The following is a 25,813-nucleotide window of genomic DNA, read 5'->3' on the forward strand; positions in this document are numbered from 1 at the left end:
GGAGCTGTCATGACTGCGACCCACGCCGAGCCGGACGTCAGTGCTGCGCCCGGCCGGCCCGACCCGCGCCGGCGACGTCGCCGCGGATCTGCCCGGGTCCCGGCGCCGCTCTACCTCTTCCCGGTGCCGGCCCTCGCGATCTATGTGGTCTTCTTCGCCATCCCGGCGCTGCAGGCCATCCAGTACTCCGTCACCGACTGGGACGGGTTCAGCGCCGAGTACGACAGCGTGGGGCTGGGCAACTTCCAGCAGATCGCCGGCGGGGACAACCTCTTCGTCAACGCGCTGGGCAACAACCTGAAATTCATGCTCGTGGTGGTCGTCTTCCAGACGATCTTCGCGCTCCTGTTGGCCGTCCTCCTGGTACGCAACACCACTGGGTCGACCTTGTTGCGTGGGCTGTTCTTCTTCCCGACCGTTCTGTCCTCGGTCTCGGTCGCCTACATCTGGAAGTTCATCTACGACCCGAACTTCGGTCTCGCCAACAGCGTCCTCGAAGCTGTCGGCCTCGACAGCCTCACCAGCTCCTACCTGGGCAACGACGCGGCGGCGATCTACTGGGTCTCGATCGTGCAGGTGTGGTTCCACGCCGGCCAGATGATGGTCATCTTCATCGCGGGCCTGCAGTCCGTTCCCTCCGAGCTCTACGAGGCCGCCGAGCTGGACGGCGCGGGCAGGTGGAAGCAGTTCACCTCCATCACCTGGCCGATGATCGCCCCTGCCACCGCGATCGTCGTCGCCTATACGACGATCCAGTCCTTCAAGGCGTTCGACCTGATTCTCGGACTCGGCGGCAACCCGCCCAAGTCGAGCCTCGACATCCTCTCGACGCGGATCTACACCACGTTCGCCAACTCCGAGTTCGGTTACGCGGCGGCGGAGTCACTCATCTTCATGCTCTTCATCGCCGCCATTGTCGTCGCCCAGCGTCGCCTGCTGAAGCTGACGCAGAAAGACTTCTGAGGAGCTCGTGATGCGCGCCAATCCGGTGCGGGGCCTCGTCCTCGCCGTTTACGCCCTGCTCATCGTCGTCCCGGTGATCGTCGTGGTCATGGGCTCGTTCAAGAGCACCGAGGAACTCTTCGCCTCACCGTTCGGTCTGCCCGAGTCGTTCTCTTTCGCGAACTACGGCACGGTCCTCGGTGAGCAACAGCTCGACCAGGCCTTCCTGAACAGCGTCATGGTCACGCTGGCGTCCGTCCTGCTCACATTGTTGCTGGGCAGTCTCGCCGCGTACGGAACGGCGCGGATCCCGGGCTGGAAGGGGTGGTTGATCTTCGGGTTCCTCGTGCTGGGCATGTCGGTTCCGGCGCAAGCCAACATGATCCCGCAGTACGTGCTCTTCAATCAGCTGGGGCTGCTGGACAGCCGCATCGGCCTCGTCCTGATCAACGTCGTCGTCGGACTTCCGGTCTCCGTGTTCATCCTCGGTGGTTTCATGAAAACGCTGCCCCGCGAGGCCTACGAGGCCAGCTCGATCGACGGGGCAGGGCCGTTGCGGACCTACTGGTCTGTGGTGCTGCCCATGTCCGCGCCTTCGATCGCGGCCACGGCGATCTTCCTGTTCGTGATCCAGTGGAACGAGCTGCTCTATCCGCTGTTGTTCATCAGCTCGGACTCGAAGAAAACCATCCCGCTCGCCCTGTTGGACTTTCAAGGCGAGTTCCTCACCGACTATCCCTTGCTCTTCACCGGGGTCGTCATCGCGTCCGTGCCCATGGCGGTCGCCTACGTGCTCCTGCAGCGTTACTTCGTCGCCGGCATCACCGCGGGAGCCGTCAAGGGATGACCATCACGAAAGCCTTCATCCTCCGTCACGTGACCGGTGTCGCTCGCGAGGGTGACGCCGTCAGGCTGACAGTTCAGGCGTTACCCGCGATCGAACTGCCGGGCGCCCCAGGTTGGCTCACCGGCGAGGATCCGCTCGACCAGGGCATCGAGATCACGATGCCGAACCTTCCCCGTGACCTGACTCTGCCGCCGGTGGAACCGCGAGAGGTCGACGTCGTCATCACGATCGCGGAGCACGACGCGGCTCGCCTGGTCGTCGCACCGCCCGGAGCCCGCGTCCATCGGGAGCCCGCCTCCTGGCTCGGCATCGTCACCAATGACGCCATTGACCGACCGGACCTCAGCGAGGACCCGGGGACTGTCACCGTCCGCGGTGCGGAGGTCGAGGTGCGCGTCCGGCGCTCACCGTTCGCCGTCGAGATCCGTGACGGTGCCGGCCACACCGTGGCGCGCACCGCCGAACGGCTGCGTCAGGTCGCCGGGTTCCCGATGGCACCGGCGGTCATGCTCTACGACAACGGCCTGAGCCTGAACCTCGAGCTCGGCACGGACGAGGACATTCTGGGTTTCGGTGAGCAGTTCGGTCGGCTGGTCAAGAACGGGCAGCACCTGCGGCTGCGGACCGAGGACGCCCTCGGCACCGGAACGGGCATGGCCTACAAGCCGGTACCCGTGTGGCACTCGACGGCGGGATACACCGCGCTGGTCAACACGGGCGCGGTGGTTTCGGCCGACGTTGGACACAGTCGTCCGTCCGTGCTCGGAGTCCGGGTGGCGGACGAGGCCCTCGACCTCTACGTGATGACAGGAGCACATCCCCGTCGGCGACTGGGCGCCTACACCCGGCTGACCGGTCGGGCGCCACTGCCGCCGCTGTGGGCGTTCGGTTACTGGATGGGGCGGTGCCGGTACCGCTCGGCGCACGAGATGCTCGCCGTCGCCCGCACCATGCGCGAGCACGCGGTGCCGTGCGACGTGCTGCATCTCGATCCCGACTGGCTCGTGGTCGATCGGCTCAACACCGACTTCATCTGGAACACGGACCGCTTCGGAGACCGCCGGGAGTTCGTCAGCGCACTCGACGATCTCGGCTGCCGGTTGTCCGTCTGGGAGCTGCCGTACCTGGACCCGGCCTCTCCCCGGTACGCCGAGGCCCAGCAACGCGGCTATCTGGTGCGTGATGTGGACGGCGCGGTGGCGGAGCTGCGTGGTACGCCGACTCCCGACGGTCGCCATCGGGCGCTGATCGACTTCACCAATCCCGAGGCACGGAGCTGGTGGCAGCACCAGCACGACGTGTTCCTGGACGACGGTGTGGCTGTGTTCAAGACGGACTTCGGGGAGGGGCTGCCGGACGACGTCGCCCTCGCCGACGGGACGCCGCCCGTGCACGCCCACAACCTGTATCCGCTGCGCTACAACGCCGCCGTCTCCGATCACATCGCCGCGCACACCGGCCGCGCCCCCCTGGTGTGGGGCCGCTCGGGGTGGGCCGGCTCCCACCGTTACCCCGGGCAATGGGGCGGAGACGCGGAATCCACCGTCGCCGGGATGCAGGCCACGCTGCGCGGCGGCTTGTCGTACGCGATGAGTGCCCCCGGCTTCTGGAGCCACGACATCGGTGGGTTCTTCGGTCCCGAGCTCACCCCAGGGCTGTACGTCCGCTGGACGCAGTTCGGTGCCCTGTCCCCGCTCATGCGCGCGCACGGGTTGCGCCCACGAGAGCCGTGGGAGTTCGGCGAGGACGCCCTGACCGTCGCGCGGGAGTGGATCCGGCTGCGGTACTCGTTGCTTCCGTACCTGTGGCAGGCGGCCGGCGACTCCGCAGCGCTCGGTCTGCCGATGCTGCGCCCCTTGGCACTGGAGTTCCCCGACGACCCCGTCGCCGCCGGGATCGACGGCCAGTTCCTGCTCGGCAACGACCTCCTCGTGGTCCCGATCTTCGACGACGGCACGTCGCCGGTCATTCGGCGGTTCTACGTGCCCGACGGCGAGTGGCAGGACCTGCTCACGGGAGAGTCCGTCAGTGGGCCCGGATTCCGGAGCCAGGAGGTGCCGCTGGAACGCATGCCTGTGCTGGTGCGAGCCGGCGCAGTGATCCCGCGCGTGAACGTCGACGCTCACGTGCGGAATACCGATGACCTCCTCGGCCGGCCGTGGACGCTGCACACGTACGGCCGCGCCCCGGGAGAGTTCGACCTGCACGGCTTCGACGGCACGATCACCCGCGTCACGATCGCGAGGCGAAGGGTCAGCGCCGTCGGTTCGCAACCGATCGACGAGGTGGTCCGCCATCACTGATATCCCTCCCCTGGCCGGGCCCGGACCGGACCTGGACGAGAAGCTCGGCCGGCTCATGGCACATGTGCGCGAGCAGGACGGGGGCACCGTGGTGCTCCGTCACCAGGGCTCCTTGTCCTGGCTGCTCGGCGTGCGCTCACACGTGCCGCAGACCCTGGACGCGGCCTGCTTCGATCTCGTGGTCGAGGCACCGGCGGCGGAGGGGCCGGGAGGCGCTCGTCTGACGGTCGTGACGAACGCGATCGAGGCGCCGCGACTACGTGCGAGTGAACTGGCGGACCTGGACGCGGACTGGACCGTCGTGCCGTGGTGGGAGACACGGGAACCGGAGCTCCCGACCGGCCCTGACGTCCTGACCGACGTGGGGTACCCCGGTGCCCGGGTCGTCACGGGGCTCGGCGCGTTGCGGCGCAGCCTGACCCGCCATCAGGCCGAACAGCTCGAGACCGTCAGTCGGGACGCCGCTGCGGCGGCGACCGACACTGCCCGAGAGCTGACGCCGCGGACCACCGAGTACGCCGCCGCCGGACTCTTCAGCCGTGAGCTGCTGGCCCGCGGACTCGACCCGGTGGTGCTCCTCGTCGCCGGTGACACCCGGATCGGCCCGCATCGCCATCCGCTGCCCACGGGCGAAGCTCTCGGTCGCCGGGCGATGCTCGTTTGCTGTGCCCGGCGGCACGGCCTCATCGCCAGCGTCACCCGCACCGTGGCGTTCACTCCGCCTACGGCCGGCGAGCACGACGCCTACCACCGTCTGCTCGAGGTCGAGGGCGACTTCCTCGATGCGACGCGCCCGGGCCGGACCGTCGGGTCCGTCGTCGCTGCCGGGACCGCCGGATACGCCGTGCACGGCTTCGCACCCGAGGAGTGGCACCGCCACCATCAGGGCGGATTCTCCGGGTGGCAACCCCGCGAGTACCCCGCACATCCGGCGTCAACGGACGTCATTCCCGACGCCGCCGTGGTCGCCTGGAACCCCAGCGCGGCCGGATGGAAGGTCGAGGACACCTCGATCGTCTCCGACGCCGGGCCACGGCCGCTCGTCGTCGACCCGCGCTGGCCAACCCGCACGGTTCGCGGGCGCAGGCGGCCGGAACCGCTGATCCTCGACTGACCGACCCACGACGAAGGAGCCCTCATGGCCGCAACCCCGAAAGCCGACAACGGCACGATGCTCATCGACGGCCACTGGATCACCGCGACCGCACACGACGTACGTGCCCCCGCCGACGGCGCCGTCGTCGGCCACATCGACTGGGCGGGACCGGACGCCGCCACCTGTGCCGGCCGGGCAGCCGACGCAGCCGCCGACGCGTTCGCCGGCTGGGCGGACCGGCCCGCCCGCGAACGCGCCGACATTCTCCTGGAGGCCTCCCGGCTCATTGCTGAACGCAAGGAGGAGCTGGGCGCTCTCCTGGCGCGAGAGAGTGGCAAACGCCTACCCGAAGGAGTCGCGGAGCTCAACTTCTCCGCCGAGTACTTCCGGTGGTTCGCCGAGGAGGTCCGCCGGCCCCGGGGCCACCACCTCACGCCCGAGGCGCCTGGCCGTCACCACCTCACGACGCGGTGGCCCGCGGGCGTGGTCGCCAGCCTGACGCCATGGAACTTCCCGTGTTCCATCCAGGCGCGCAAGCTCGCGCCGGCGCTCGCCGCCGGGTGCACCGTCGTGGCCCGTGTGTCGGAGAAGGCGCCACTCGCTGTCACCGAGATGATCCGGTGCCTCACGGACGCCGGCGTCCCGGCCGGCGTCGTGAACCTGGTGCACGGCCCCGCCCGGGAGGTCACGACGGCACTGCTCGAGCACCGAGCGGTCCGCGTCGTGACCTTCACCGGTTCGACCGAGGTTGGCCGCCAGATCATGGCCACGGCCGCCGGGCGAGTAGTCCGGCCACTGCTCGAACTCGGCGGTGACGGTGCCTTCATCGTCTTCGACGACGCCGACCTCGACGCCGCCGTGGAGGGTGCAATGCTCGCCAAGTTCCGTAACAACGGGCAGTCGTGCGTCGCAGCCAACCGGTTCTTCGTCCAGGACGGTGTGTACGAGGAGTTCACCCGGCGACTGTCGGCACGCGTGGACGCCATGTCCGTCGGCGACCCACTGGCGTCCCAGACGCCCGACCTCGGTCCGCTGATCGACCAGGCCCGGGTCGAGGATGTGCACACGGTCGTCGAGGACGCGCTCGGCCGGGGTGCGCGGCGTCTCACCCGCGAGCACGAACTTCCGACCTCAGGGAGCTACTACGGCCCGGTGCTGCTCAGTGACGTGCCCGACGACGCACAGCTCGCCACGCGGGAGGTGTTCGGCCCCGCCGCAGGAGTCTTCCGGTTTACCGACGAAGATGACGTCGTCGCGCGCGCGAACGCCACCGAAATGGGGCTGGCCGGGTACGCCTTCACCCGGGACGCCGCCCGGTGCTGGCGCCTGAGCGAGCGGCTCGACGTCGGCATCCTCGGTGTCAACGATCCGTTGCCGTCCGTGGCCTACGCACCGATGGGCGGGACCAAGCAGTCCGGCCTTGGGCGCGAAGGGGCGGACCTCGGGCTCGAGGAGTTCCAGGAGCTGCGGTACGTCGCCTGGCGCGAAACCGCCTGACCGTGGCGCTCTCACCCGTCGACCTCGCCCTCGTCGCAGCCGCCGTGTTGCTCGGTGCGGGGACACAACGGGTGACCGGGCTGGGGTTCGGCCTGGTCAGCGCACCGTTCTTGGTGCTGTTGCTCGGCCCCTTCCACGGCGTCGTGCTTGCCAACGCCCTGGGCCTGTTCACCAGCGTGACGGTGCTGGTCCAGGTGTGGCGGCGGGTCGACCTCCGGCGCTTCGCGCTCCTGGCCGTGCCGGCGGCCGTGGCGATTGCGCCTGGGGCCTGGTTGGCCCTGACGGTCTCCGGTCCGGTGTTGTCCGTCGTCGTGGGCTCCGTCGCGTTCCTCGCCATTCTCGCCGTGGTCAGTTCGGAGCGGATGCGCGTCTTCCGGGGCCGTGGGGGAGGGGTCGCCGCCGGCGGCCTGTCCGGATTCATGAATGTCACCGCAGGGGTCGGAGGTCCGGCGATCACGTTGTACGCCCTGTCGACGGCGTGGGAGCACCGGTCGTTCGTCGCGACGGCCCAGTTGTACTTCGCCGTCGTCAGCGGGGCCTCGCTGCTGGCGAAGGGCTGGCCGGTGTTGGCGCCGACGGCGTGGGCAGTGGTGCTCGGTGGACTGGTCGTCGGCGTCGTCGCCGGGACGGCGTTGAGCTGGCGGATTCCCGCCAGCCGGGCTCAGAAGCTCGTGGCCGCGCTAGCGCTGGCGGGCTCACTGGCCACGGTGGCCAAAGGGGTCGTGGCGGTAGCGGCGTAGCGGTAGCCGCGCTTCTTCAGCGGTCGTCGTCGGGTTCCGGCTCGTCACCGACCAACTGTGCCAACGGTGTCCCGCACGCGTCACCGTTCCAGGCCTCGATACCCTCCCGGACCGCCCATGCGGCGATGATCAGCGCGGCCACCGGGTCGGCCCACCACCAGCCGAGTGTGCTGTTGAACGCCAGGCCGGCCAAGAGCACCGCCGAGAGCCAGGCGCAGACCAGGGTCTGGCGCGAATCAGCGACCGCGGACGCCGAACCCAGCTCGCGGCCGGTACGGCGCTCGAACCAGGACAACCCGGGCATGACCAGCAGACTGATGACGGCCAGCACCATCCCCACGGTCGAGTGGTCGGGCGCCGAGGCCGTCAGCAGGCTGCGCACGGCGTCGGCCGTCACGACGACGGCGAGCGCGAGGAAGGCGATCGCGACGGCTCGCATGGCCGTCTTCTCGCGCCGCTCGGGGGCGGGTGCGGAGAACTGCCAGGCGATCGCGGCGGCGGAGAGCACCTCGACCACCGAGTCCAGGCCGAAGCCGATCAGAGCTGAGGACGACGCCGCCCCGCCCGCGGCGAGGGCGATCACGGCCTCGGCCGCGTTGTAACTGATGGTCGCGGTGACGATCCAGCGGATCCGGCGCTGCAGGACCTGGCGTCGTGCACGGGGGAGCGGCGCAGCGGTCATTGGCACGTGCACTCCGGGCCGCAGCACTGGGGGTCCACGGCGAGGACAAGACCCAGGAGCTCGCCGAGGGCCGGTGCGAGGTGCGCGTCCGCGAGGCGGTACCACGTCCGGCGCCCCTCCTTCACGGACTGCACGAGACCACACCCACGCAGGCACGCGAGCTGATTGGAGACGACCTGCCGGCTGACGCCGAGGCCTTCTGCCAGGTCCGAGGGGCACGCCGGCGCCTCCCGCAGTGCGAGCAGGATCCGCGCACGCGTCGTGTCCGAGAGTGCGTACCCGAACCGCGACAGCGCTTCGGTGTGGGTCAGCGTCACGGTGGCCATGGGCCGACAGTACAGGGAATGCTGAACTGTCGGACGCGCTCGCGAGTGGGTCTGTCTACCCGCCGGCCACGAGTTCCGCCTCGACTCCCGGAACCTGTGCTCGCGCGCGGTCCAGCCGGACGCTGACCAACGCGAGGATGCAGCCCGTCGCCGCGAGCGCGGCGCCGACCCAGCCCGGTGCGAGGTACCCGAAGCCGCCGGCGATCACCAGCCCGCCGAGCCACGCCCCGAGCGAGTTCCCGACGTTGAACGCGGCGTGGTTCATCGCCGCACCGAGGAGCTCGGCATCCCCGGCGATCCGGATGATGCGTGACTGGATCGACGGGATGAGCGCCGATCCCGTCGCACCGACGCCGAAGACGAGGAGGAACAGCGCCACCGGCTGTGCGGCCAACGTCGCGTACAGCGCCATGATCACGATGTAGGTGCTGAACCCGAGCAGCAAGGTGCGGGTCAGGTCGCGGTCGCTGGCCCATCCGCCGATGACGTTGCCGACCGTCATCCCGACGCCGAGCGTCGCCAGGACCCACGGGACGGCGGACTCCGCCAGTCCTGCGCTGCGCGTGGTGACCTCGGCGATGTAGGAGTAGACGGCGAAGAAGCCGCCGAACCCGATCGCGCCGACGGCGAGCATCAACCACAGCCGTGGGTTCCGGAACGCGGCCAGCTCACGCAGCGCACCGCGGTCCGGATTGCCGGCCACCCGTGGCAGCGTGAGGAACGCGATCAGCAGGGCGACGGCGAAGATCACCGCGACGGCCACGTACGCCCAGCGCCATCCGGCGGTCTGCCCGAGGAGTGTGCCGAGGGGGACGCCCACGACGTTGGCGATGGTCAGCCCGGACAGGGCCAGCGCGACGCCGGCGCCCTGCTTGCCAGGGCCCATGAGTCGGGCCGCGAAGAGCGAGGCCACGCCGAAGTAGGCGCCGTGGGGCAACGCCGAGGCGAAGCGTGCGAGGGCCGTCAGCTCGAAGGTGGGCATGAGCGCGCTGGCGAGATTCGCCGTCGTGAAGGCTGCGGCCAGGATGAGGACCAGGGTGCGCTGTGAGAGTTTGGCCGCCACGACGGCGGTCACCGGAGCGCCGATCACCACACCGAGCGCGTAGACCGTGATGAGCCATCCGGCACGGGCGATCCCCGCCTGTGGGGCGGTGGCGAACCCGGGGATGAGCTCCTCTCCGATCTGCGGCAGCAGGCCCATCGAGACGAACTCGGTGGTGCCGATGCCGAACCCGCCGAGGGCGAGCGCGAAGAGGGCGAGATTGCGGCGGGTGGTGCTCAGCGGCGGCATGGTCTCCCTCGGACCGAGGCGGACAGGACCCGCGACGCTGCGCCGGACCAGTCTAGGAGCGCTCGGCGCCCGGCGGGAACGGCGCGCGGCGGGAACGGCGCCGACGGGAGCCGCGCAGGGGCGGGAACATCGGCGTGCCCTGGACCGTTGTGCTCGCGTCGGCCATCCCGCACCATGGAGGCCACCACGACCGCGCCCACGTGGGCGCCTGGCCGCGAACACACAGAGGACGATGGACGAGAGTTGTAGTACCAGCACCCAGGCCATGACCGAGCGCCTCCGCCGAGGGAGGACCGCCGGATGACCTGGGTGCTGACCTTACTGATCGGGATCCTCGTGATCCTTGCCGTCATTGCCGCGAACGGCTACTTCGTGGCGCAGGAGTTCGCCTACATGGCGGTCGACCGCTCTCGTTTGGGAGCCCGTGCCGAGGCCGGTGACCGCGCCGCTGCACGGGCCCTGACGATCACGCGGCGCACGTCGTTCATGCTCTCCGGGGCACAACTGGGCATCACCATCACCGGCCTGGTGGTCGGCTACGTCGCGGAGCCGTTGGTGGGCGAGTCGCTCGGGGAGGCCCTCGGCGGCGTCGGAGTACCGACCGCGGTCGGCGTGGGTGTCGGCACCGTGCTCGCGCTCGTGCTCTCAACCCTGGTGCAGATGCTCTTCGGTGAGCTGTTCCCGAAGAACCTCGCCATCGCCGCGCCGGAACGGGTCTCGCTCGCCCTGGCCGCGTCGACCGCGGTGTACCTCAAGGCGTTCGGCTGGCTCATCTGGGTCTTCGACAACGCCTCCAACGCCCTGCTGCGCCTGGTCCGGATCCAACCGGTGCACGACGTCGAACACTCGGCGACGGCGCGGGACCTCGAGTACATCGTGGCCGACTCCCGGGCCAGCGGGGACCTGCCCGCGGATCTGTCGGTCCTGCTCGACCGCATCCTCGACTTCCCGAACCAGGACGTCGAGCACGCGATGATCCCCCGCTCGCGGGCGGACAACGTCGGCCCGGACGAGACCCTCGCAGACATGCGCGCGCGGATGGCGCAGGGGCACACCCGTTACCCGGTGGTCGACGAAGACGACGTCGTCGGCGTCGTGCACATGACCGACCTGCTCGCCACGGAGCTGCCGGACGAGGCGCCGGTGACCGAGTTGATGCGTTCGCCACTCGTGCTGCCCACCACGATGGCGCTGCCGGACGCCTACCGGGAGCTGTCGGCCACCCGTAACGAGATGGCCTGCGTCGTCGACGAGTACGGCGGTTTCGCCGGTGTGCTCACCGTCGAGGACCTCGCCGAGGAGCTCGTCGGGGAGATCCAGGACGAGCACGACGCCCCCGAGCCCGCGGACCTGGAGCAGGCGGGCGAGAACAGCTGGCTGGTCGCCGGCGAGGTCCATGTCGACGAGATCGAGCGGGCGATCGGCCACGATCTGCCCGAGTCGGACGTCGAGACCATCGCCGGGCTGGCGATTGAGGCGCACGGCGCGCTGCCCGAGCCCGGGGACGTCGCCCGGGTCGAGCTGCCGCTCAAACCCTCGCTCCTCGCCCTGTCCGAGCCGCCCCCGCCGCCCGTGCTCGAGGTCGAGGTTCTCGACGTCGAGCGGCACGTGCCCGCGCGGCTGCGACTCACCGTGGTCGAGACCGACCCGGCCGACGGCGGCACGACTGACGGCGGTGGCGCCACCGACGGCGACCGGTCCGAGGAGGTCACCCGATGAGCGCGCCGACTGTGCTCGTGGCCACCGCCGCCATCATCGTGCTCAGCGCCTTCTTCGTCGCCGTCGAGTTCGCCACCCTCGGCGCCAAACGGCATCGCCTCGAGGCGAACGCGGCATCCAGTACCGCCTCCCGGGTGGCACTGCGTAACGCCAACGAACTCACCGTCCTCCTCGCCGGGTGCCAGCTCGGCATCACGGCCTGCACGCTGGCCCTCGGTCACGTGACCAAACCCGCGGTGCACCACTGGATCACCCCGGCCGCCGAGGCGCTCGGGGCACCGCGATGGACTGCCGACGTCGTCGGCTTCGTCCTCGCCCTGCTGCTGGTGACCTTCCTGCACCTGGTGGTGGGTGAGATGGCGCCGAAGTCTTGGGCGATCGCCCATCCGGAACGGTCCGCGACGATGCTCGCCCTGCCGATGCGCGCCGTCATGGTGGTCACCCGGCCGCTCCTGCTCGCCATCAACGAGGCCGCCAACTGGCTCGTCCGCCGCGCCGGGTTCGAGCCCGCGGAGGCCGTCGCCACCGGTCAGAACCAGGACGACCTGCGTCACCTCGTCGAGCACTCCGTGGAGGTCGGCACTCTCGACGGTGTCTCGTCGGCGCAGCTCCGGGGCGCCCTGGACCTGCAACGGCTCACGGTGGAGGAACTCACCGCGGGGCAACGCCGACCGATCAGCGTCCCCGAGACGGCGACGGCCGCGGACGTCCGCCGGGCGGCACGTGACTCCGGGCACCTGCGGATCCTCGTGGACCGCGCCGGCCGGACGACGGGAGTCGTCCATGTCCGCGACACGCTGCTGCTTCCCGGCGACGCGCCGATCACGGAGGTGACGCACCCGGTCTTCGAGCTCGACGCGGGCACGCCGCTGCACGCCGCCCTGTCCCGGATGCGGGAGGCGTCCAACCACCTGGCGCTGGTTCGCGCGACGGGTGGGGCCAAAGTCGTGACCATCTCGGACATCCTCGGGCGCGTCCTGCCCGCGGAGACCGAGCCGGCGGCCGCCGGCACCGACCAGGGACGCTAGGACTCGGCAGGCGGCGTCGGGCGGGAATCCGACGCCGCCGTTCCGGTCCACACCGACCCGGTAATGTGCGAGGCTTGCGGTGCTGGCGCAGACCGATCCCGCCCGCCCGCCGACCAGGCGCCGGTGGGCAAGGAGGCTGGTGAGACCCGTGCCGTCGACCCCCACGCGCACCCGGACCGGACGGCTCGCGCGAGCAGCTCTGCTCACCGGCGGCGCGCTGGCGGGCACGGCGGCCGCCGCCGTCGGGAGCTACGTCAGGCACAATCTCACCAGCCGTCGCCGGGAACTCGACGACGTCGCCGACGCCGGGTTCGTCGAGCGTCAGGTCGTCGTCGACGGCCGCCGCGTCAACTATGCCGAGGGCCCGGACAACGGCGCGCCCGTCGTGCTCCTGCACGGCCAGGGCTCGCGCTGGCAGGACGCGAGCCCGGTGCTGCCCGTCCTCGCCGAGGACCACCACGTCTTCGCCGTCGACGTCCCCGGTCACGGCGACTCCGACTGGCTGCCGGCGGAGGAGTACACCAACGCCCGGGTCGGCGAGATCCTCGCCGGTGCCCTCGAGGCCGCCGTCGGCGAACCGGCCATCGTTTCCGGGCACTCCTCCGGCGGGCTGCTCGCGCTGTGGATCGCCGCGCACCGCCCGGACCTGGTCAGCGGCCTGCTCCTCGAGGACCCGCCGCTGTTCTCCTCCGAGATGCCGCGCCTGCTGCGCACCACCGGCGGCACGCTCCCGCGCCTGGCCGAGGAGTATCTCGCCACGTCGGTGGTGGAGAGCTTCCAACGCTACTTCGTGGCCCGCGGCGACTACTTCGCCTTCTTCGGCCCCCTCGAGCAGCCGATCGTCGACTACTCGCTCCGGTGGCTCGACCGGCACCCGGACGAGCCGCTCCGGCTGTTCTTCCTGCCTCCGTTCGTGACCGTCTTCTTCGAGGGCCTCGTCCGGTACGACCCGGCCTTCGGCGCCGCATGGGTCCGGGATCTTTGGTACGAGGGTTTCGACACCGCAACCGCGTTGTCCGCCGTCGCCGCTCCCACCGTGCTCCTGCACACGAACTACTTCGACCATGCCCGTGGTTCGGCCTACCAGGACGGGATCCTCATGGCCGCCATGGACAGCGACGACGTTGAGCGCGCCCTCCGGCTGCTCCCGGGGGCCGATCTGTTGCAAGTGGCCTCCGGCCACCTCGTGCACGTCGAACGCCCGAACGCCTACCTCGACGCCCTGTTCGGGCTGTCCGAGGAGGTCAACGGCTGAGGGGTGGCCGGCGCCGGCGGCCTCCAACTCGGTTGCCAGCCGGTCCCGTGCGGCCCCAGGATGACTCGGCGTGGCCATGCACCAGGACGAGATCGACGTCGATGTCGCGACGGTCCGGCAACTCGTCGCCGACCAGCTCCCGCATCTGTCCCACCTGCCGGTGCGTGCCGTCGAGACCGCCGGCACGGTCAACGTGATCGTCCGGATCGGTGACCATCTCGCCGCACGCTTTCCCCGGCAAGCTGCAGACCCCGAGGCGCTACGCGAATCGCTGGAGGCCGAGGCGGCCGCAGCGCGTGAACTGGCGCACGTGAGCACGGTGCCCGCACCCGAGCCGGTTGCCGTCGGAAAGCCGGGCCGCGGCTACCCGCTGCCCTGGTCGGTCCAGACGTGGCTCGTGGGGACCGACGCGACCGAGTCCGATCCGGAGGCCTCGGACGCCTTCGCCCACGACCTCGCCGGTCTGCTCACCAGCCTGCGCGCCGCGGACACCCGCGGACGCCGATTCGGTGGCGCGGGTCGCGGCGGAGACCTGCGTGATCAGGACGCGTGGATGCAGACGTGCTTCGTGCGCAGCGAGAACCTGCTCGATGTGCCGCGTCTGCGCGGCGTGTGGGCCCGGCTGCGCGTCCTGCCCCGCACCGGGCCCGATGTCATGTCCCACCGTGACCTGATTCCGGGGAACGTCCTCGTCGAGAACGGGCGTCTCGCCGGGCTGCTCGACGGCGGGGACTTCGGCCCCGCTGATCCGGCCCTCGATCTGGTCTCGGCCTGGCACCTGCTCGACCGGCCGCGGCGGGCCCAGCTGCGCCGGCTGCTCGGCTCGGACGACGTCGAATGGGCCCGCGGCGCCGCCTGGGCGTTCGCCCAGGCCATGGGGCTCGTCTGGTACTACCTCGAGTCCAATCCGGTCATGGCCCGGGTCGGACGGCGGACGTTGAGCCGCGTGCTCGAGGAGTTCTGAGCCGGCGCGTTGACCCTGACACGGTGTCACCGGCTACTCCGGTCCCATGATCACCGCCACGGACCTCCTCCGTTACTACGCCGAGCCGGGCCCCATGACCCGGCTGCCCGACTCACGTCTGCTCGACGCTCTGCCCACCGACGCAGCGGAGCTCTGCCGGGTGAGCAGCGGTGTCATCGTCCACGAGATGCACGCCCGGCGGTACGGCGTCGACGACGCCGAAGACCGGCTCGAGGAGCTGGAGAACCGTCGCGCCGCCGACCTCGTTGCGCTGATCGACCGACGCGACCCGCAGCATCGACCGTTAGCGATGCGCCGCGCCCCACGGCGCCGGGTCATCGGCAACTGCCGCCAGCTCACCGTGCTGACCTGTGCTTTGCTGCGCCATGCCGGGATCCCGGCACGGGCGCGCGTCGGCTTCGCCTCGTACTTCGACGACCGGTGGGAGGACCACTGGATCGTCGAACGCTGGGATGCGTCCGCACGGCGGTGGGTCCGCTCCGACCCGCAGCTCGACGAGAACCACCGCGCGCTGCTCGGCTACGTGTTCGATCCGCTCGACCTGCCCCAGGGGACATTCCTCACCGGAGCCGAGGCCTGGCTGCGCTGCCGCCGCGGCGAGGAGGACCCGGCGATGTTCGGGATCTTCCAGTTCCGCGGCTGGGACCTCATCGCCGGCAACGTGCTGCGTGATCTTGCCGCCCTGCACAAGGTCGAGGTCATGCCCTGGGACGTGTGGGGCGTCATGCGCGAGGCGCCGGATGAGGAACTCATCGACGCGGTCGCCGTCGCCGTTGTGGCCGACGGCGTGGATGAGATGAGCCGGCTGTACCGGCGCGACGGAGTCCGGGTCCCTCCGGTGGTGCGCTCCCTGCGATTTCTGCGGGATGTCGATCTCCAGCTTTCGACGCGCGAGCTCGCGGGAGACTAGGGGCATGCTCGGCATCGGCGACTTCGCGCGCTATGGGCGCGTGTCCGTGCGCATGCTGCGGCACTACGACGCCCTCGGCCTGATGCGTCCCGCTCACATCGACGACAGCACTGGCTATCGGTACTACGAACCTGCCCAGCTCGCCCGGTTGAACCGGATCGTCGCGCTCAAGGATCTCGGGTTCACGCTGCAGCAGGTCGGCGAGATCCTCGAGGACAGGCTCACCGCCGACGAGCTGCGCGGCATGCTCCGGCTGCGGCGTGCGGAGCTCGAGCAGTCGATCGCCGCCGACCGGACTCGGCTCGCGGGTGTGGAGTCTCGCCTGGCCGGAATCGAGCAGGAAGGCCACCTGCCCCGGGACGAGGTGGTGGTCAAGGCGATCGCGCCGGTGCGGGTGGCCGAGGTGACCGGGACGGCACGGACGTTCGCGCCCGCGGACATCGGTCCGGTCCTGCGGCCGTTGTTCTCGGATCTGACGGGGCGGCTCGCGCAGGCCGGGGTGCCGGCGGTCGGCCCGGCGCTGGCGTACTACGACGACGGTCCGCGTGCCGGGGTGGCTGTGCACGCCGCGCTGCCGGTGAACGCAGGACCCGCCGACCCGGCTGCGATCGACGTGGACGTCGTCGATCTTCCCGCGATCCCGCGTGCCGCCACGGTCGTGCACCGCGGGCCGATGGACCGCGTCATCCCGACCACTCAGGCGCTCGCCGGTTGGATCGACGTCCACGGATACCGTTCCGCGGGCTATCACCGCGAGGTGTACCTGAGCTACGGAGTCGGCGACCCTTCTGAGTGGGCGACCGAACTGCAGGAACCGATCGCCCCGCACAGGTGACGGTTCCTCCGGAACCCGCCGAAGTCGGCACCGGCCCCGATCACCAGGGCAAGGCGCCGAGCGCTGCCTGCAGCCAGGGGGTGACGATGGCGACCGTCGGCACCGCGAGCACGGCGATCCCGAGGGTGTAGGTGCCCACGGTGAGCAGCCGCAGTCGTGTCCTGCGGGGCGTCCGGCCGGACAGGCGGCGCCGGAGCCGTCCGAGCCGCGCGCCGACCTCCTCCCCGGCCTCGGCCGTGGCGGCGAGCTTGGTCAGCGCGGAGTACAACGGCGCCGGATCGCGGTGCCGGGTGGCGGCGTCGTCGGCCAGCATCTCCAGCAGCCGGTTGACGGACTCGAGCGCCAGGCGACTGCGCACGAACTGCGGGAAGGCGATGTGCAGGGCGGTGAACGCCTCGACGACGAGGTCGTGACGTGCGCGCAGATGCGCCAGCTCGTGCGCCACCACCGCGTCCGTCTCGGCGGGCGTCAGAAGGTCGAGCGTCGCCTCGGTGAGCACCACCCGCCCGGGCCGGCCGGGGATGCAGTAGGCCAGCGGCAGGCGTGCCGCCAGCACGTGCAGGCGCGAGCGTTCGCGTGCCGCCCCCTCCAGGAGGTCGAGCATCTCGAGCTGGCGCCGGCGTCGCCGCCGCGTGTTCCACGCCAGCCGTGCCGTGACGACGGCGAGGCGGACCACGATCACCCCGGCCAGCACCAGCGCCAGCCCGGCACCGACGAACAGGGCCGGCCCTAGTGGGACGCGACCGCCGTGCAAGCCGCGGAGGATCTCTTCGGGTGCGGCCAGCGCGGCACCCACCGCCGCCAGCGCGGCCGCCAGCGCCACGCACTGCCAGAGCGCGACCGCGGCCCCCGGCACCTCCTCGAGTGGGCGGAACCGGCTGAGCGGCACCGGCGCGAGCATGGACAGCACGACGGCGAGGGCCGTCAGTGCGAGCGCCGTCATGCCCGTCGCGCGCTCAGCTCGGCTTCTCGGCCGCGCCGAGTGCGGCCCGGATGGCGTCGGCCTCCTGCGGCCCGACCCGTCCGACGAAGTGCTGCAGGGCGGCGGCGCGTGCCGACGGGTCCGCCGTGGCGCCGAGCGCGTCGAGCATGAGGTCCGCGACCGCCTGCTCACGCGACTGGGCGGGGGAGTACCGGTACGCCCGGCCCGCCTTCTCCTGGACGACGACGCCCTTCTTGGCGAGACGGTCCATGACGGTCATCACGGTGGTGTAGGCGAGCCGGCGGTCCGCGGTCAGCGCCTCGTGGACCTCCCGGACCGTGCACGGGCCGTCGGCGTCCCACAGGTACGCCATGACCTCGCTCTCCAGGTTGCCCATCGCCATGGCGGCCAGTGTACCGGGACCTACGTCCGCCGTCGTACGGGGATTACGTACTATCGAATCCGTACTACAGTAGGTAGTAGTTCCCGTTGGGCTTCCGGAAGGGCCTGCCATGGACACCCTGGACCTGTCACGGCTCCAGTTCGCCGTCGTGACGATCTACCACTACTTCTTCGTCCCGCTGTCGATCTCACTCGCGGCTCTGACCGCCGGCCTGCAGACCGCGTGGCTGCGCACCGGCCGTGAGCACCTGCGGGATCTCACCCTGCTGGTGGGCAAACTGCTCATGGCCACGTTCGCCGTCGGCGTCGTCACCGGGTTGGTGCAGGAGTTCCAGTTCGGCCTGTCCTGGAGCGCGTTCTCCCGGTTCTACGGCGACGTCTTCGGCCCGACGCTGGCCATCGAGGGCATGCTCGCGTTCTTCCTCGAGGCGACCTTCCTCGGCCTGTGGTTCTTCGGCTGGGACCGACTGCCCAGGCTCGCGCACCTCGCGACCATCTGGATCGTGGCCGTCGGCACCGTCATCTCCGCGTACGTCATCCTCGCCGCGAACTCCTTCATGCAGAACCCGGTGGCCTACCGGATGAACCCGGAGACCGGCCGCGCGGAGCTGTCGAACTTCCTCGACCTGCTCGCCAACCCCGTGCTGCACGCCGCGTTCCCGCACACCCTTGCCGGCGCCTTCATGACCGGCGGCGCACTCCTCATGGCGATCGGCGCGTGGCGGGCCTGGGGACGCCGCCCGGTGGTCGGCCGGGCTCTGGGAGCCGACGCCACCGCCTGGCGCACCCTCGCCCGGGCGGGGGCCTGGGTCACCGCGGTCGGCGGAGCAGCCGTCGCGGTGACCGGTGACCTGCTCGGCAAGGTGATGACGGACGTCCAGCCGATGAAGATGGCGGCGGCCGAGGCGCTGTACACCACGGAGACCGGTGCTCCGTTCTCCCTGTTCGCCGTCGGGTCCCTGGACGGGTCCGAGCGGTACTTCTCCCTGGAGATCCCCTATCTGCTCTCCTTCCTCGGGACCGGCGACATCGGTGGCACGATCCACGGGATCAACGACCTGCAGGCCGAGTACGAGCAGGTCTACGGAGCCGCGAGCTACGTCCCGTGGATCCCGGTCGCCTACTGGTCGTTCCGGCTGATGATCGGCACCGGCGTCCTCGCGATGCTCGCGGCCGCGGCGCTGCTGTGGCTCAGCCGCCGCGACCGCGTACCCGGCACGGCAGTGTCCGGGGCGAATGACGGCGCTGCGAATGACGGCGCTGCGGACGACGGCGCGGCGGGGAGCCTCGCGCGGCTGGTCACCACCGGTGGGCGAGCCCTCATGTGGTCGCTGCCCGTCCTCCCGCTGCTGCCGATCGCCGCGAACACCTTCGGCTGGGTGTTCACCGAGACCGCCCGGCAGCCCTGGCTCGCGTTCGGCCTTTTCCGCACCGAGGACGGCGTTTCGCCCGGGCTGACCGAGTCCGAGGTGCTCGCCTCACTCGTCGGGTTCGGCCTGCTGTACGGGCTGCTCGCCTACGTCTGGTTCCGGCTGGTCATGCACCTGGCCCGGCAGGATCTCGGCGGCTCGCCGTCGGCCCCTCACGACCAGCCCGACGACGCCGGCGCCGCACCGTCCATCGCCCCGGCGTACTGACCCGCCACTCGACCTGACCTGCCACTCGGACTGACCAGGAGATCTCATGGACCTGCCACTGCTCTGGTTCGGCCTCGTCGTGCTGTGCTGGGTGCTGTTCGTGGTGCTCGAGGGCTTCGACTTCGGCGTCGGCATGCTCGCCCCCGTGCTGGGGCGGGACTCCGGTCAGCGCGGTGCCGCCCTGCGAACGATCGCGCCGGTCTGGGACGGCAACGAGGTCTGGCTGGTGGCGGCGATCGGCGTGACCTTCGCGGCCTTCCCGGACTGGTACGCCGCGATGCTCGCCGGCCTCTACCTGCCGGCCGTCCTGCTGCTGCTCACCCTGGCCGTGCGCGGGGTCGCCCTCGAGTTCCGCGGCAAGAAGGACTCCGAGACCTGGCGCCGGCGCTGCGATCTCGCGCTCGCGGGCAGCTCGCTGGCCACCGCGGCAGCGGTCGGTGCCCTGCTCGGCGCTCTGACCGGAGGCCTCGCCCTGGACGAGAACGGTGACGTGGCGGGCTCCGGGATGGCCCGCACGCTCGGCGTCCTGGCCGAGCCGCACACCCTGGCTGGGGCCGTCGCCGGGGTGCTGGCCGCGCTGACGCTGGGGGCGACCTATCTCGGCCTGCGCACCACCGGCCCCGTGCGCGAGCGCGCCCGGACCTGGGCGGTGCCCGCGGCCGCGGCCGCGGCCGCGGCAGCCCTGGCGCTCGCCGTCGCCGGCGCGCCCCAGGCCCTGGCCGTGGCCGCGTTGGCCGTGGCGGCACTGGTGGCCGCGCGCGCCCAGCGCGAGGGATGGGCGTTCGGTCTCGCCGTGGCCGGCACCGGCCTGACCGTGGCAGCGGGATTCCTCGGCCGGTTCCCGGTCGTCCTCCCGAGCACGCTGGAGGACGGGTGGTCGCTCACCGTCGACGGCGCCGCCGCGAGCGACGTCGCCCTGCAGACCATCTCGGTCGCGGCGCTCCTCATTCTCCCCGGCGTGCTCGCCTACCAAGCCCTGGCGTACTGGGTCTTCCGGCGGCGGGTGGCCAGCGAACCGGTGGCGACATGAGCCGTGCCGGGACGAGCCGGTCGACGGGCCCGGTGGATCTGCGCCTGCTGCGGCTCGCCCGTCCGGCACGCCGTCCGCTCGTCGCGCTGGCGGCCACCTCGCTCGTGCAGGCGGCGGCGACGGTGGGGATCAGCGTGACGGCGGCCCACCTCGTGGTCACGCTCCTGACGGGCGGAAGCTGGTCCGCGGCCCTGCTCGCGCTCGCGGGAGCGCTGGCCGTGCGGGCGGGCGCCCGCGCCGCCGAACCGATCGCCGCGGAACGGGTCTCCGGACGGGTGGTCGAGGCGGCGCGCCACCGCGGGCTCGCCACACTCACGCGCGGGGCACACACGTCCTCCTCCGTCCGGCGAGCCGGTACCGATCCGGCGACGCTGCTGGCCACCGGGCTGGAACCGCTGCGGCCCTGGTACGCCTCCTATCTCCCGGCGCTGGTCGTCGCCGCCGTCCTGCCGCCCGCCGTCGTCGTGCTCATGCTGGCGATCGATCCGTCCTCGGCCCTGACCGTCCTGCTCACGCTGCCGCTCGTGCCGCTGTTCGCCGCACTCATCGGATGGGCCACCCAGCGGCAGGCCGCGGTCCAGTACACCCGGGGCGGCGCGTTGGCCGGTCACTTCCTCGACGTCGTCCGCGGGCTGGTCACCCTCAAGCTGTACGACCGCGGCGACCGTCAGGTCGAGGAGGTCCGCCGGGCGAGCCGCCGCTACGCCGGTGCCACGACGCGCGTGCTGTCCGTGGCATTCCTGTCCTCGACTGCGCTGGACCTCGTCGCCACCGTCTCGGTGGGGCTGGTGGCCGTCGGTGCCGGGGTGCGTCTCGCCGGTGGTGACATGGAGCTGTGGCCGGCGCTCGCCGTCATCCTCCTCGCCCCGGAGGCGTACCGGCCGTTGCGGGAGGCGGGGGCGCAGTTCCATGCCTCGGCGCAGGCCTCGGCCGTCATAGACGGGCTGGACGCGCTCGACCCGCGGCCGGGCGACGCGAGCGGGGGCGAGGCGGGACCGTCATCCCCCGATGTCGGTGCTCGCCGCGCGGCGGCCGGCGCGCCCGGGCTGGTCGAGCTCAGCGGCGCCGCCGTGCGGTATCCGGGGCGGCGCGATGATGTGCGCCTGCCCGACCTCTCGGTGGCCGCCGGCGAACTCGTGGCCGTCGCCGGACCGTCGGGCTCGGGGAAGACGACCCTGCTACGACTCCTCGCCGGCGCCGAACGACCGCGGGTCGGCACGGTGCGCACGGCGGACTGCGTGGTCGTTCCGCAGCGCGCGCCGCTGCCGTTGGCCCGCACGGTGCGGGAAGCGCTGACCGCCGGCCTGGAACCCGACCTCGCCGATGCACAGGCGCTGCCTGACGACGCCACCTTGCGTGAGCTGCTCGCCGCTCTCGGTGTCCGGCTCGGCCTCGACACTCCGCTCGGCGACGACGCCACCGGCATCTCGACCGGCCAGCGCCAGCGCCTCGCCGTCGCCTCCGCCGTCCTGCGCACCCGACTCAGACTCGCCTCCGGCACCCCCGCCGTCCTGCTGCTGGACGAGCCGACCGCCCATCTGGACACCACGGCGGAACGGGCTGTCGCCACCATGATGCGGGAGGCCGCCGAGGCCGGCGCGGCCGTGGTCGTCACCGCACACCGCTCCGCGCTGATCGCCGCTGCCGACCGCACGGTCACCGTGGCACCGTCCACGGGATCGACCGCGCCGGCGGGATCGACGCCGCGGACGACGGCGAGCGAACCGACCCGGCCGTCCTTGCCGGGCACGTCCGCGACGGGCGCGCGCACCGAGCCGGGCGGTGCCGGCTCCCGCGAGCCCGAGCCAGCCGGTCGCCGGACCGAGCAGCCACGGCTGTGGGACGGCGTGCGTCGCCGCTGGGCGTCCCTGGCGCCGCGCACCCGACTCGTTCTCGCCGGTGTGGCCGGGGCGCTGTCCGCGCTGTCCGGGGTCGGGTTGACGGTGGCGGCCTCCTGGCTCATCGTCCGCGCCGACGCGCAGCCGCCGATCCTCACGCTCTCGATCGCCGTCGTGTGCGTCCGTGCCTTCGCCATCGCCCGGCCGCTGTGGCGCTATCTCGAGCGTCTCGCCTCGCACGACGCCGCGCTCGGTCAGCTCGCCCTCTGGCGCGCCCAGGTGGTGGCCGACCTTCTCCCCCAGGTTCCCGGCCGCCTCACCACCCGCCGGGGTGCGCTGTTGAGCCGGGTCATCGACGACGTCGACGTCCGCCTCGACGGGCTGGTCCGCGGCGCGGTTCCCGGTGGTGCCGCGGTCGGTGCGCTGGTCACGCTCGCCGCGGTGATCGCGGTCTGGCACCCGGCGGCGGTGATCGCGCTCGCCGCCGGCATCGCCGCCGCGGCCGCCGTCGCCCTCGCGGCCGCACGCCGGGACCGCCGCATCGCGGTGGCGCGCGATGTCGCCCGGACCGACCTGCGCGACGCCGTCGTCGCCGCCGTGGAGAACGCCCACGAGCTCGCCGGTCCCGGCAGCCCGCTGCTGCGTGCCGCCCGCGCGCGAGGTGCGATCGCCACCCGCCTGGACGGCCGATCCGGTCGGGTCGACGCCCTGGCCACCGGTGGTGCGGAACTCGCCGGCGGCGTGCTCGTGGTCGGTGCCGCGCTGACCGCCGCCGGCGCGGCCGCAGGGCCACCGGAGACCGTCGGCGTCCTCGTCCTCGGCAGCCTCGTCACCGTCGAGGTGCTCGCCGCACTCGTGCCCGCGTGGCGCGCACTCAGTGCGGGGGCGACGGCCCGCGGGCGCCTGGCTGGGCTGCGCCCGGGCCGCGTAGGCGGCGACCAGTCCGGCACCCCCGCCCACTGCGTTAGCCCGCCGGGAGACCGTACCGCCCAGACCGGGCGTGAGGCCGCCAGTGCTGCCCTGACCCATCCGGGGGAGCGGGGCGGGCTGGTCGTCACGGATCTGGCCGTGGGGTGGGACGGTACGACCGTCCGCGACGGCATCGATCTCGCGATCCCGCCGGGTCTCAGCGCCGAGGTCAACTGGCCCTCGGGGGCGGGCAAGTCGACCCTGGCGGCCACGTTGACGGGGTTGGTCCCACCTTTGGGCGGCCGCATGGCCGTGGCAGGGCGGCCGGTCGAGCAGCTCGGCACGACCGAGCTGCGCCGCCGGGTCTGCCTCGCGGGCGACGCGGACCACGTCTTCGCCACGACGCTGCGTGAGAACCTCCGCCTGGCGCGCCCCGACGCCGACGACGCGGAGCTGGTCGACGCACTCCGGCGGGCGAGCCTCGGCCCCTGGCTCGACGGGTTGGCCGACGGGCTGGACACCTGGTTCGACTCGGGCGGGCATGCCCTCTCCGGCGGGGAACGCCGTCGTCTCGTCCTCGCCCGCGCCCTGCTGCGTGACCCCGAGGTGCTCATCCTCGACGAGCCCGAGGCCGGCCTCGACGCCGCCACCGCCGTCGAGCTGCTCGCCTCACTCCGTGCCGATGCCCGTGTCCGCGGCCGCGCCCTCCTGGTGCTGACCCACCTGCCCCGGGTCGACCGCCCGGCCCGCACCCTCGCGGCCGTCGGCTGAGCCGGCGGCCGCGCCGAGACGGGCCCCGCCGCCCGTTCGGGGAAACGGGCGGCGGGGCGTCCAGAGGTCGCGGCGTCAGCGCAGGATCGGCAGCCGCCGGACCAGGTCGGTGCGGCCCCAGCGGGCACCGAGGCCCCAGGTGTCGCCGGCCAGCGTCAGGGCGAGGACGACGACGGTGATGGCGCCGATGAGGTGATCGTCCAGGACGGGGTTGTTCTCGATCGGCATGGAGGCCACCCACATGAGCAGGTAGAGCACGGCGCCGGTGAGGGCCGCCAGCCGCATCCCGATCCCGAGCGTCAGGGCCAGGCCGATGCCGAGCAGGCCGATCATGAACAGCCAGTCCGCCCACGCGGTGCCGGCGATCGAGGTGAAGAACCCGTGCAGGGCGTTGTCCTCGGAAACCCCGAAGTTGAGGAACCCGAAGGTCGGGCTGCCTCCGTTGACCCAGGCGTCCGGGCCGAACCGGTCGACGGCGCCGGTCTCGCTGTTGACACCCGTGGAGTACCCCAGGGCGAGCAGCTTGTCGAAGAAGGCCCACAGGAAGGTCAGGCCGAGGGCGTACCGCAGGACGGCCAGCGCGTGGCGCGCGCTGCGGTGGGTGACGATGTCACGCTCGACCATGACGTCGAGGTGCTGGTGGCGTTCGACGACGCTCATTGTTCCTCTCCCCTCAGGAAGGGCCGGCGGCCCCGGTGGTTGATGTCTTCAGACTCCTGCGCCCGGGCCGCAGCCGGCAGGGCCGGTCGGCCGCAGGTGTCCGGGACCTTGGTCCCGGAGGGAACTGGTCAGCCCCGGAGAACCTCCTCGACCGGGCGCCGGGGCGTCCGCGGCAGATCACTGCGGCCGATGGCCTGCCAGCCGATCCGCACCAGCAGGTGCGGGACGAACCGCCCGCCGAGCAGGACGTCGCGCAGTTCCGCACGCGTCGCCGCCACCTCCACCGGCTGGCTGAGCGGGACCACCGACAGGCCGGCGTGGGTCGCGCGCAACCAGAGCGCGCTGAGCGCCTCCCCGGTGCGCAGCCACGCGGATGGCTCGTCGGCGTCCCCGCCGAGGACGACGACGCCGTCACCGTGGCGGACCAGGGCCGCGGCATCGCCGTCGTCCACGGCGAAGCGGGAGCCGGGCAGGGCTCCGTCTGCTGTGGGGAGCACCGCCCGAGGGATGCCGTCGGTTCCGTCGCGGCCGACCCAGGTGGCCTGTTCGTCGGCGGCGTACGGGTTGTGCTCGGCGAGAGCGTGGGCCCGACCGGCCAACAACTCCACCCGGAACCGTGCCACGGCGTCGGTCACCGCCTCGGCGTGGGCGCCCCATACGCGAGCCCCTGCTGCGAGGTTCTCCACGTGCTCCGCGGGCAGCGGCCACGAGGTGAACCGGCGCCGGTCCGTGCATCGCATCCGCAGCAGGGCGAGGTCGGTGCGCGCCGTCGGCGACGGCTCCGCCCGGGTGAGCCGGATCACGGCGAGCACGTCGGGATCGCAGCCGGGGGGTAGGCGCTCCACCGCCGCCGACCATCCCAGGGACGCGGCGGCGGTCTGCAGGTGGTGCAGGGCGGCGCCGCAGCTGATCACCAGCTCGCGGCCGTCCGGGTCCTCCACCGCGAGCAGCCGGCTCCGGTCGGCGATCAGGTGCAGCCCGTCGCCCTGGTCCTGCCAGATCCACGGCTGGGTGTTGTGCACGCTCGGTGCCAGGCACGCCAGCTCCACGAGCTCACGCACGTCGGCCGCCGTGCGCGGTCGCGCCAGATCAGCGGGCATCTCGCCTCCTTCTGAAGAAGGGTGCGTGGCGCTCGTGGAACGCACCAGGGACCAAGGTCCTGGCCGTCGCGGGACGTGCGTTCCGATG

The 25,813-nt window shown here is 71.9% G+C and carries 22 protein-coding genes; 15 read left to right on the forward strand and 7 right to left on the reverse strand.

Annotated features, from left to right (window positions below; all coding sequences use genetic code 11):
• Positions 1 to 9 precede the first annotated feature (9 nt).
• Genes ACFSE6_RS12460 through ACFSE6_RS12485 form a run of 6 tightly spaced genes read left to right on the forward strand, consistent with a single transcriptional unit; the run spans position 10 to position 7,425 of the window.
• On the forward strand, positions 10 to 963 hold the full coding sequence (locus ACFSE6_RS12460; RefSeq protein ID WP_388007362.1) for a carbohydrate ABC transporter permease: 954 nt from the start codon (positions 10 to 12) through the stop codon (positions 961 to 963).
• Positions 964 to 973: 10 nt separating this feature from the next.
• Positions 974 to 1,789, forward strand: coding sequence for a carbohydrate ABC transporter permease (locus tag ACFSE6_RS12465; RefSeq protein WP_388007365.1), 816 nt, complete (start codon positions 974 to 976; stop codon positions 1,787 to 1,789).
• A 29-nt stretch (positions 1,790 to 1,818) separates the two neighbouring features.
• Entirely contained in the window at positions 1,819 to 4,092 is a 2,274-nt protein-coding gene (locus ACFSE6_RS12470; RefSeq protein ID WP_388007368.1) for a glycoside hydrolase family 31 protein, read from the forward strand.
• Between the two features lie 55 nt (positions 4,093 to 4,147).
• Positions 4,148 to 5,206, forward strand: a complete 1,059-nt coding sequence (locus ACFSE6_RS12475) for a M24 family metallopeptidase (protein ID WP_388007371.1) — start codon at positions 4,148 to 4,150, stop codon at positions 5,204 to 5,206.
• 24 nt (positions 5,207 to 5,230) lie between these two features.
• Positions 5,231 to 6,685, forward strand: a complete 1,455-nt coding sequence (locus ACFSE6_RS12480) for an NAD-dependent succinate-semialdehyde dehydrogenase (protein WP_388007374.1) — start codon at positions 5,231 to 5,233, stop codon at positions 6,683 to 6,685.
• Between the two features lie 2 nt (positions 6,686 to 6,687).
• Positions 6,688 to 7,425, forward strand: coding sequence for a TSUP family transporter (locus ACFSE6_RS12485; RefSeq protein ID WP_388007377.1), 738 nt, complete (start codon positions 6,688 to 6,690; stop codon positions 7,423 to 7,425).
• A gap of 16 nt (positions 7,426 to 7,441) precedes the next feature.
• Here ACFSE6_RS12485 and ACFSE6_RS12490 read toward each other — a convergent pair whose 3' ends face one another.
• The 3 genes from ACFSE6_RS12490 to ACFSE6_RS12500 are packed head-to-tail and all read right to left on the reverse strand — an operon-like array spanning position 7,442 to position 9,724.
• Positions 7,442 to 8,107, reverse strand: a complete 666-nt coding sequence (locus tag ACFSE6_RS12490; RefSeq protein ID WP_388007380.1) for a cation diffusion facilitator family transporter — start codon at positions 8,105 to 8,107, stop codon at positions 7,442 to 7,444.
• The gene (locus tag ACFSE6_RS12495; protein ID WP_388007383.1) at positions 8,104 to 8,433 is read right to left on the reverse strand and encodes an ArsR/SmtB family transcription factor; all 330 of its coding nucleotides are present in this window, start codon (positions 8,431 to 8,433) and stop codon (positions 8,104 to 8,106) included. The genes ACFSE6_RS12490 and ACFSE6_RS12495 overlap by 4 nt, the downstream gene beginning before the upstream one ends.
• Positions 8,434 to 8,488: 55 nt before the next feature.
• Positions 8,489 to 9,724, reverse strand: a complete 1,236-nt coding sequence (locus ACFSE6_RS12500; protein WP_388007386.1) for an MFS transporter — start codon at positions 9,722 to 9,724, stop codon at positions 8,489 to 8,491.
• A 300-nt stretch (positions 9,725 to 10,024) separates the two neighbouring features.
• Here ACFSE6_RS12500 and ACFSE6_RS12505 point away from each other — a divergent pair, with 300 nt between their 5' ends.
• The 6 genes from ACFSE6_RS12505 (at position 10,025) to ACFSE6_RS12530 (ending at position 16,456) form a co-directional block, all read left to right on the forward strand.
• Entirely contained in the window at positions 10,025 to 11,443 is a 1,419-nt protein-coding gene (locus tag ACFSE6_RS12505) for a hemolysin family protein (RefSeq protein ID WP_388007389.1), read from the forward strand.
• Positions 11,440 to 12,471, forward strand: coding sequence for a CNNM domain-containing protein (locus tag ACFSE6_RS12510; RefSeq protein WP_388007392.1), 1,032 nt, complete (start codon positions 11,440 to 11,442; stop codon positions 12,469 to 12,471). The genes ACFSE6_RS12505 and ACFSE6_RS12510 overlap by 4 nt, the downstream gene beginning before the upstream one ends.
• Positions 12,472 to 12,610: 139 nt before the next feature.
• A complete protein-coding gene (locus ACFSE6_RS12515) occupies positions 12,611 to 13,726 on the forward strand; it encodes an alpha/beta hydrolase (protein WP_388007395.1) in 1,116 nt (371 codons plus the stop codon).
• A 76-nt stretch (positions 13,727 to 13,802) separates the two neighbouring features.
• On the forward strand, positions 13,803 to 14,690 hold the full coding sequence (locus tag ACFSE6_RS12520; RefSeq protein WP_388007669.1) for an aminoglycoside phosphotransferase family protein: 888 nt from the start codon (positions 13,803 to 13,805) through the stop codon (positions 14,688 to 14,690).
• 46 nt (positions 14,691 to 14,736) lie between these two features.
• The gene (locus ACFSE6_RS12525) at positions 14,737 to 15,621 is read left to right on the forward strand and encodes a transglutaminase-like domain-containing protein (RefSeq protein ID WP_388007398.1); all 885 of its coding nucleotides are present in this window, start codon (positions 14,737 to 14,739) and stop codon (positions 15,619 to 15,621) included.
• 4 nt (positions 15,622 to 15,625) lie between these two features.
• Complete coding sequence (locus ACFSE6_RS12530) at positions 15,626 to 16,456, forward strand: MerR family transcriptional regulator (protein ID WP_388007401.1); 831 nt, start codon at positions 15,626 to 15,628, stop codon at positions 16,454 to 16,456.
• Positions 16,457 to 16,496: 40 nt separating this feature from the next.
• On the opposite strand, the gene ACFSE6_RS12535 is transcribed toward ACFSE6_RS12530, so the two are convergent.
• Complete coding sequence (locus tag ACFSE6_RS12535; protein WP_388007404.1) at positions 16,497 to 17,399, reverse strand: M56 family metallopeptidase; 903 nt, start codon at positions 17,397 to 17,399, stop codon at positions 16,497 to 16,499.
• Positions 17,400 to 17,412: 13 nt separating this feature from the next.
• Positions 17,413 to 17,781 (reverse strand): BlaI/MecI/CopY family transcriptional regulator, encoded by a 369-nt coding sequence (locus ACFSE6_RS12540; protein WP_388007407.1) that lies wholly within the window; start codon positions 17,779 to 17,781, stop codon positions 17,413 to 17,415.
• Positions 17,782 to 17,890: 109 nt separating this feature from the next.
• On the opposite strand from ACFSE6_RS12540, the gene ACFSE6_RS12545 reads away from it, so the two are divergent.
• The 3 genes from ACFSE6_RS12545 to cydC are packed head-to-tail and all read left to right on the forward strand — an operon-like array spanning position 17,891 to position 23,965.
• Entirely contained in the window at positions 17,891 to 19,417 is a 1,527-nt protein-coding gene (locus tag ACFSE6_RS12545; RefSeq protein ID WP_388007410.1) for a cytochrome ubiquinol oxidase subunit I, read from the forward strand.
• 46 nt (positions 19,418 to 19,463) lie between these two features.
• The gene (gene cydB, locus ACFSE6_RS12550; RefSeq protein WP_388007413.1) at positions 19,464 to 20,447 is read left to right on the forward strand and encodes a cytochrome d ubiquinol oxidase subunit II; all 984 of its coding nucleotides are present in this window, start codon (positions 19,464 to 19,466) and stop codon (positions 20,445 to 20,447) included.
• Entirely contained in the window at positions 20,444 to 23,965 is a 3,522-nt protein-coding gene (gene cydC / locus ACFSE6_RS12555) for a thiol reductant ABC exporter subunit CydC (RefSeq protein WP_388007416.1), read from the forward strand. Before cydB ends, cydC begins: the two co-directional genes overlap by 4 nt.
• A gap of 75 nt (positions 23,966 to 24,040) precedes the next feature.
• Here the strand turns inward: cydC and ACFSE6_RS12560 are convergent, their stop codons facing one another.
• Both ACFSE6_RS12560 and ACFSE6_RS12565 read right to left on the reverse strand, forming a co-directional pair.
• The gene (locus ACFSE6_RS12560) at positions 24,041 to 24,589 is read right to left on the reverse strand and encodes a hypothetical protein (RefSeq protein ID WP_465254153.1); all 549 of its coding nucleotides are present in this window, start codon (positions 24,587 to 24,589) and stop codon (positions 24,041 to 24,043) included.
• A gap of 164 nt (positions 24,590 to 24,753) precedes the next feature.
• Entirely contained in the window at positions 24,754 to 25,725 is a 972-nt protein-coding gene (locus tag ACFSE6_RS12565; protein WP_388007422.1) for an Acg family FMN-binding oxidoreductase, read from the reverse strand.
• Positions 25,726 to 25,813: the final 88 nt, after the last annotated feature.

Source organism: Georgenia deserti (assembly GCF_042680605.1).
GTDB lineage: Bacteria > Actinomycetota > Actinomycetes > Actinomycetales > Actinomycetaceae > Allobogoriella > Allobogoriella deserti.

Excerpts from the sequence above, each read along its gene's own strand:
- ACFSE6_RS12560 (WP_465254153.1), bottom strand. The coding sequence starts at position 24,589 with ATGGTCGAGCGTGACATCGTCACCCACCGCAGCGCGCGCCACGCGCTG.
- cydB (WP_388007413.1), top strand. The coding sequence starts at position 19,464 with ATGGACCTGCCACTGCTCTGGTTCGGCCTCGTCGTGCTGTGCTGGGTG.
- ACFSE6_RS12460 (WP_388007362.1), top strand. The coding sequence starts at position 10 with ATGACTGCGACCCACGCCGAGCCGGACGTCAGTGCTGCGCCCGGCCGG.
- ACFSE6_RS12520 (WP_388007669.1), top strand. The coding sequence starts at position 13,803 with ATGCACCAGGACGAGATCGACGTCGATGTCGCGACGGTCCGGCAACTC.
- ACFSE6_RS12540 (WP_388007407.1), bottom strand. The coding sequence starts at position 17,781 with ATGGCGATGGGCAACCTGGAGAGCGAGGTCATGGCGTACCTGTGGGAC.
- ACFSE6_RS12525 (WP_388007398.1), top strand. The coding sequence starts at position 14,737 with ATGATCACCGCCACGGACCTCCTCCGTTACTACGCCGAGCCGGGCCCC.
- ACFSE6_RS12505 (WP_388007389.1), top strand. The coding sequence starts at position 10,025 with ATGACCTGGGTGCTGACCTTACTGATCGGGATCCTCGTGATCCTTGCC.
- ACFSE6_RS12495 (WP_388007383.1), bottom strand. The coding sequence starts at position 8,433 with ATGGCCACCGTGACGCTGACCCACACCGAAGCGCTGTCGCGGTTCGGG.
- ACFSE6_RS12545 (WP_388007410.1), top strand. The coding sequence starts at position 17,891 with ATGGACACCCTGGACCTGTCACGGCTCCAGTTCGCCGTCGTGACGATC.
- ACFSE6_RS12510 (WP_388007392.1), top strand. The coding sequence starts at position 11,440 with ATGAGCGCGCCGACTGTGCTCGTGGCCACCGCCGCCATCATCGTGCTC.
- ACFSE6_RS12530 (WP_388007401.1), top strand. The coding sequence starts at position 15,626 with ATGCTCGGCATCGGCGACTTCGCGCGCTATGGGCGCGTGTCCGTGCGC.
- ACFSE6_RS12475 (WP_388007371.1), top strand. The coding sequence starts at position 4,148 with ATGGCACATGTGCGCGAGCAGGACGGGGGCACCGTGGTGCTCCGTCAC.
- cydC (WP_388007416.1), top strand. The coding sequence starts at position 20,444 with ATGAGCCGTGCCGGGACGAGCCGGTCGACGGGCCCGGTGGATCTGCGC.
- ACFSE6_RS12565 (WP_388007422.1), bottom strand. The coding sequence starts at position 25,725 with ATGCCCGCTGATCTGGCGCGACCGCGCACGGCGGCCGACGTGCGTGAG.
- ACFSE6_RS12500 (WP_388007386.1), bottom strand. The coding sequence starts at position 9,724 with ATGCCGCCGCTGAGCACCACCCGCCGCAATCTCGCCCTCTTCGCGCTC.
- ACFSE6_RS12465 (WP_388007365.1), top strand. The coding sequence starts at position 974 with ATGCGCGCCAATCCGGTGCGGGGCCTCGTCCTCGCCGTTTACGCCCTG.
- ACFSE6_RS12535 (WP_388007404.1), bottom strand. The coding sequence starts at position 17,399 with ATGACGGCGCTCGCACTGACGGCCCTCGCCGTCGTGCTGTCCATGCTC.
- ACFSE6_RS12480 (WP_388007374.1), top strand. The coding sequence starts at position 5,231 with ATGGCCGCAACCCCGAAAGCCGACAACGGCACGATGCTCATCGACGGC.
- ACFSE6_RS12490 (WP_388007380.1), bottom strand. The coding sequence starts at position 8,107 with ATGACCGCTGCGCCGCTCCCCCGTGCACGACGCCAGGTCCTGCAGCGC.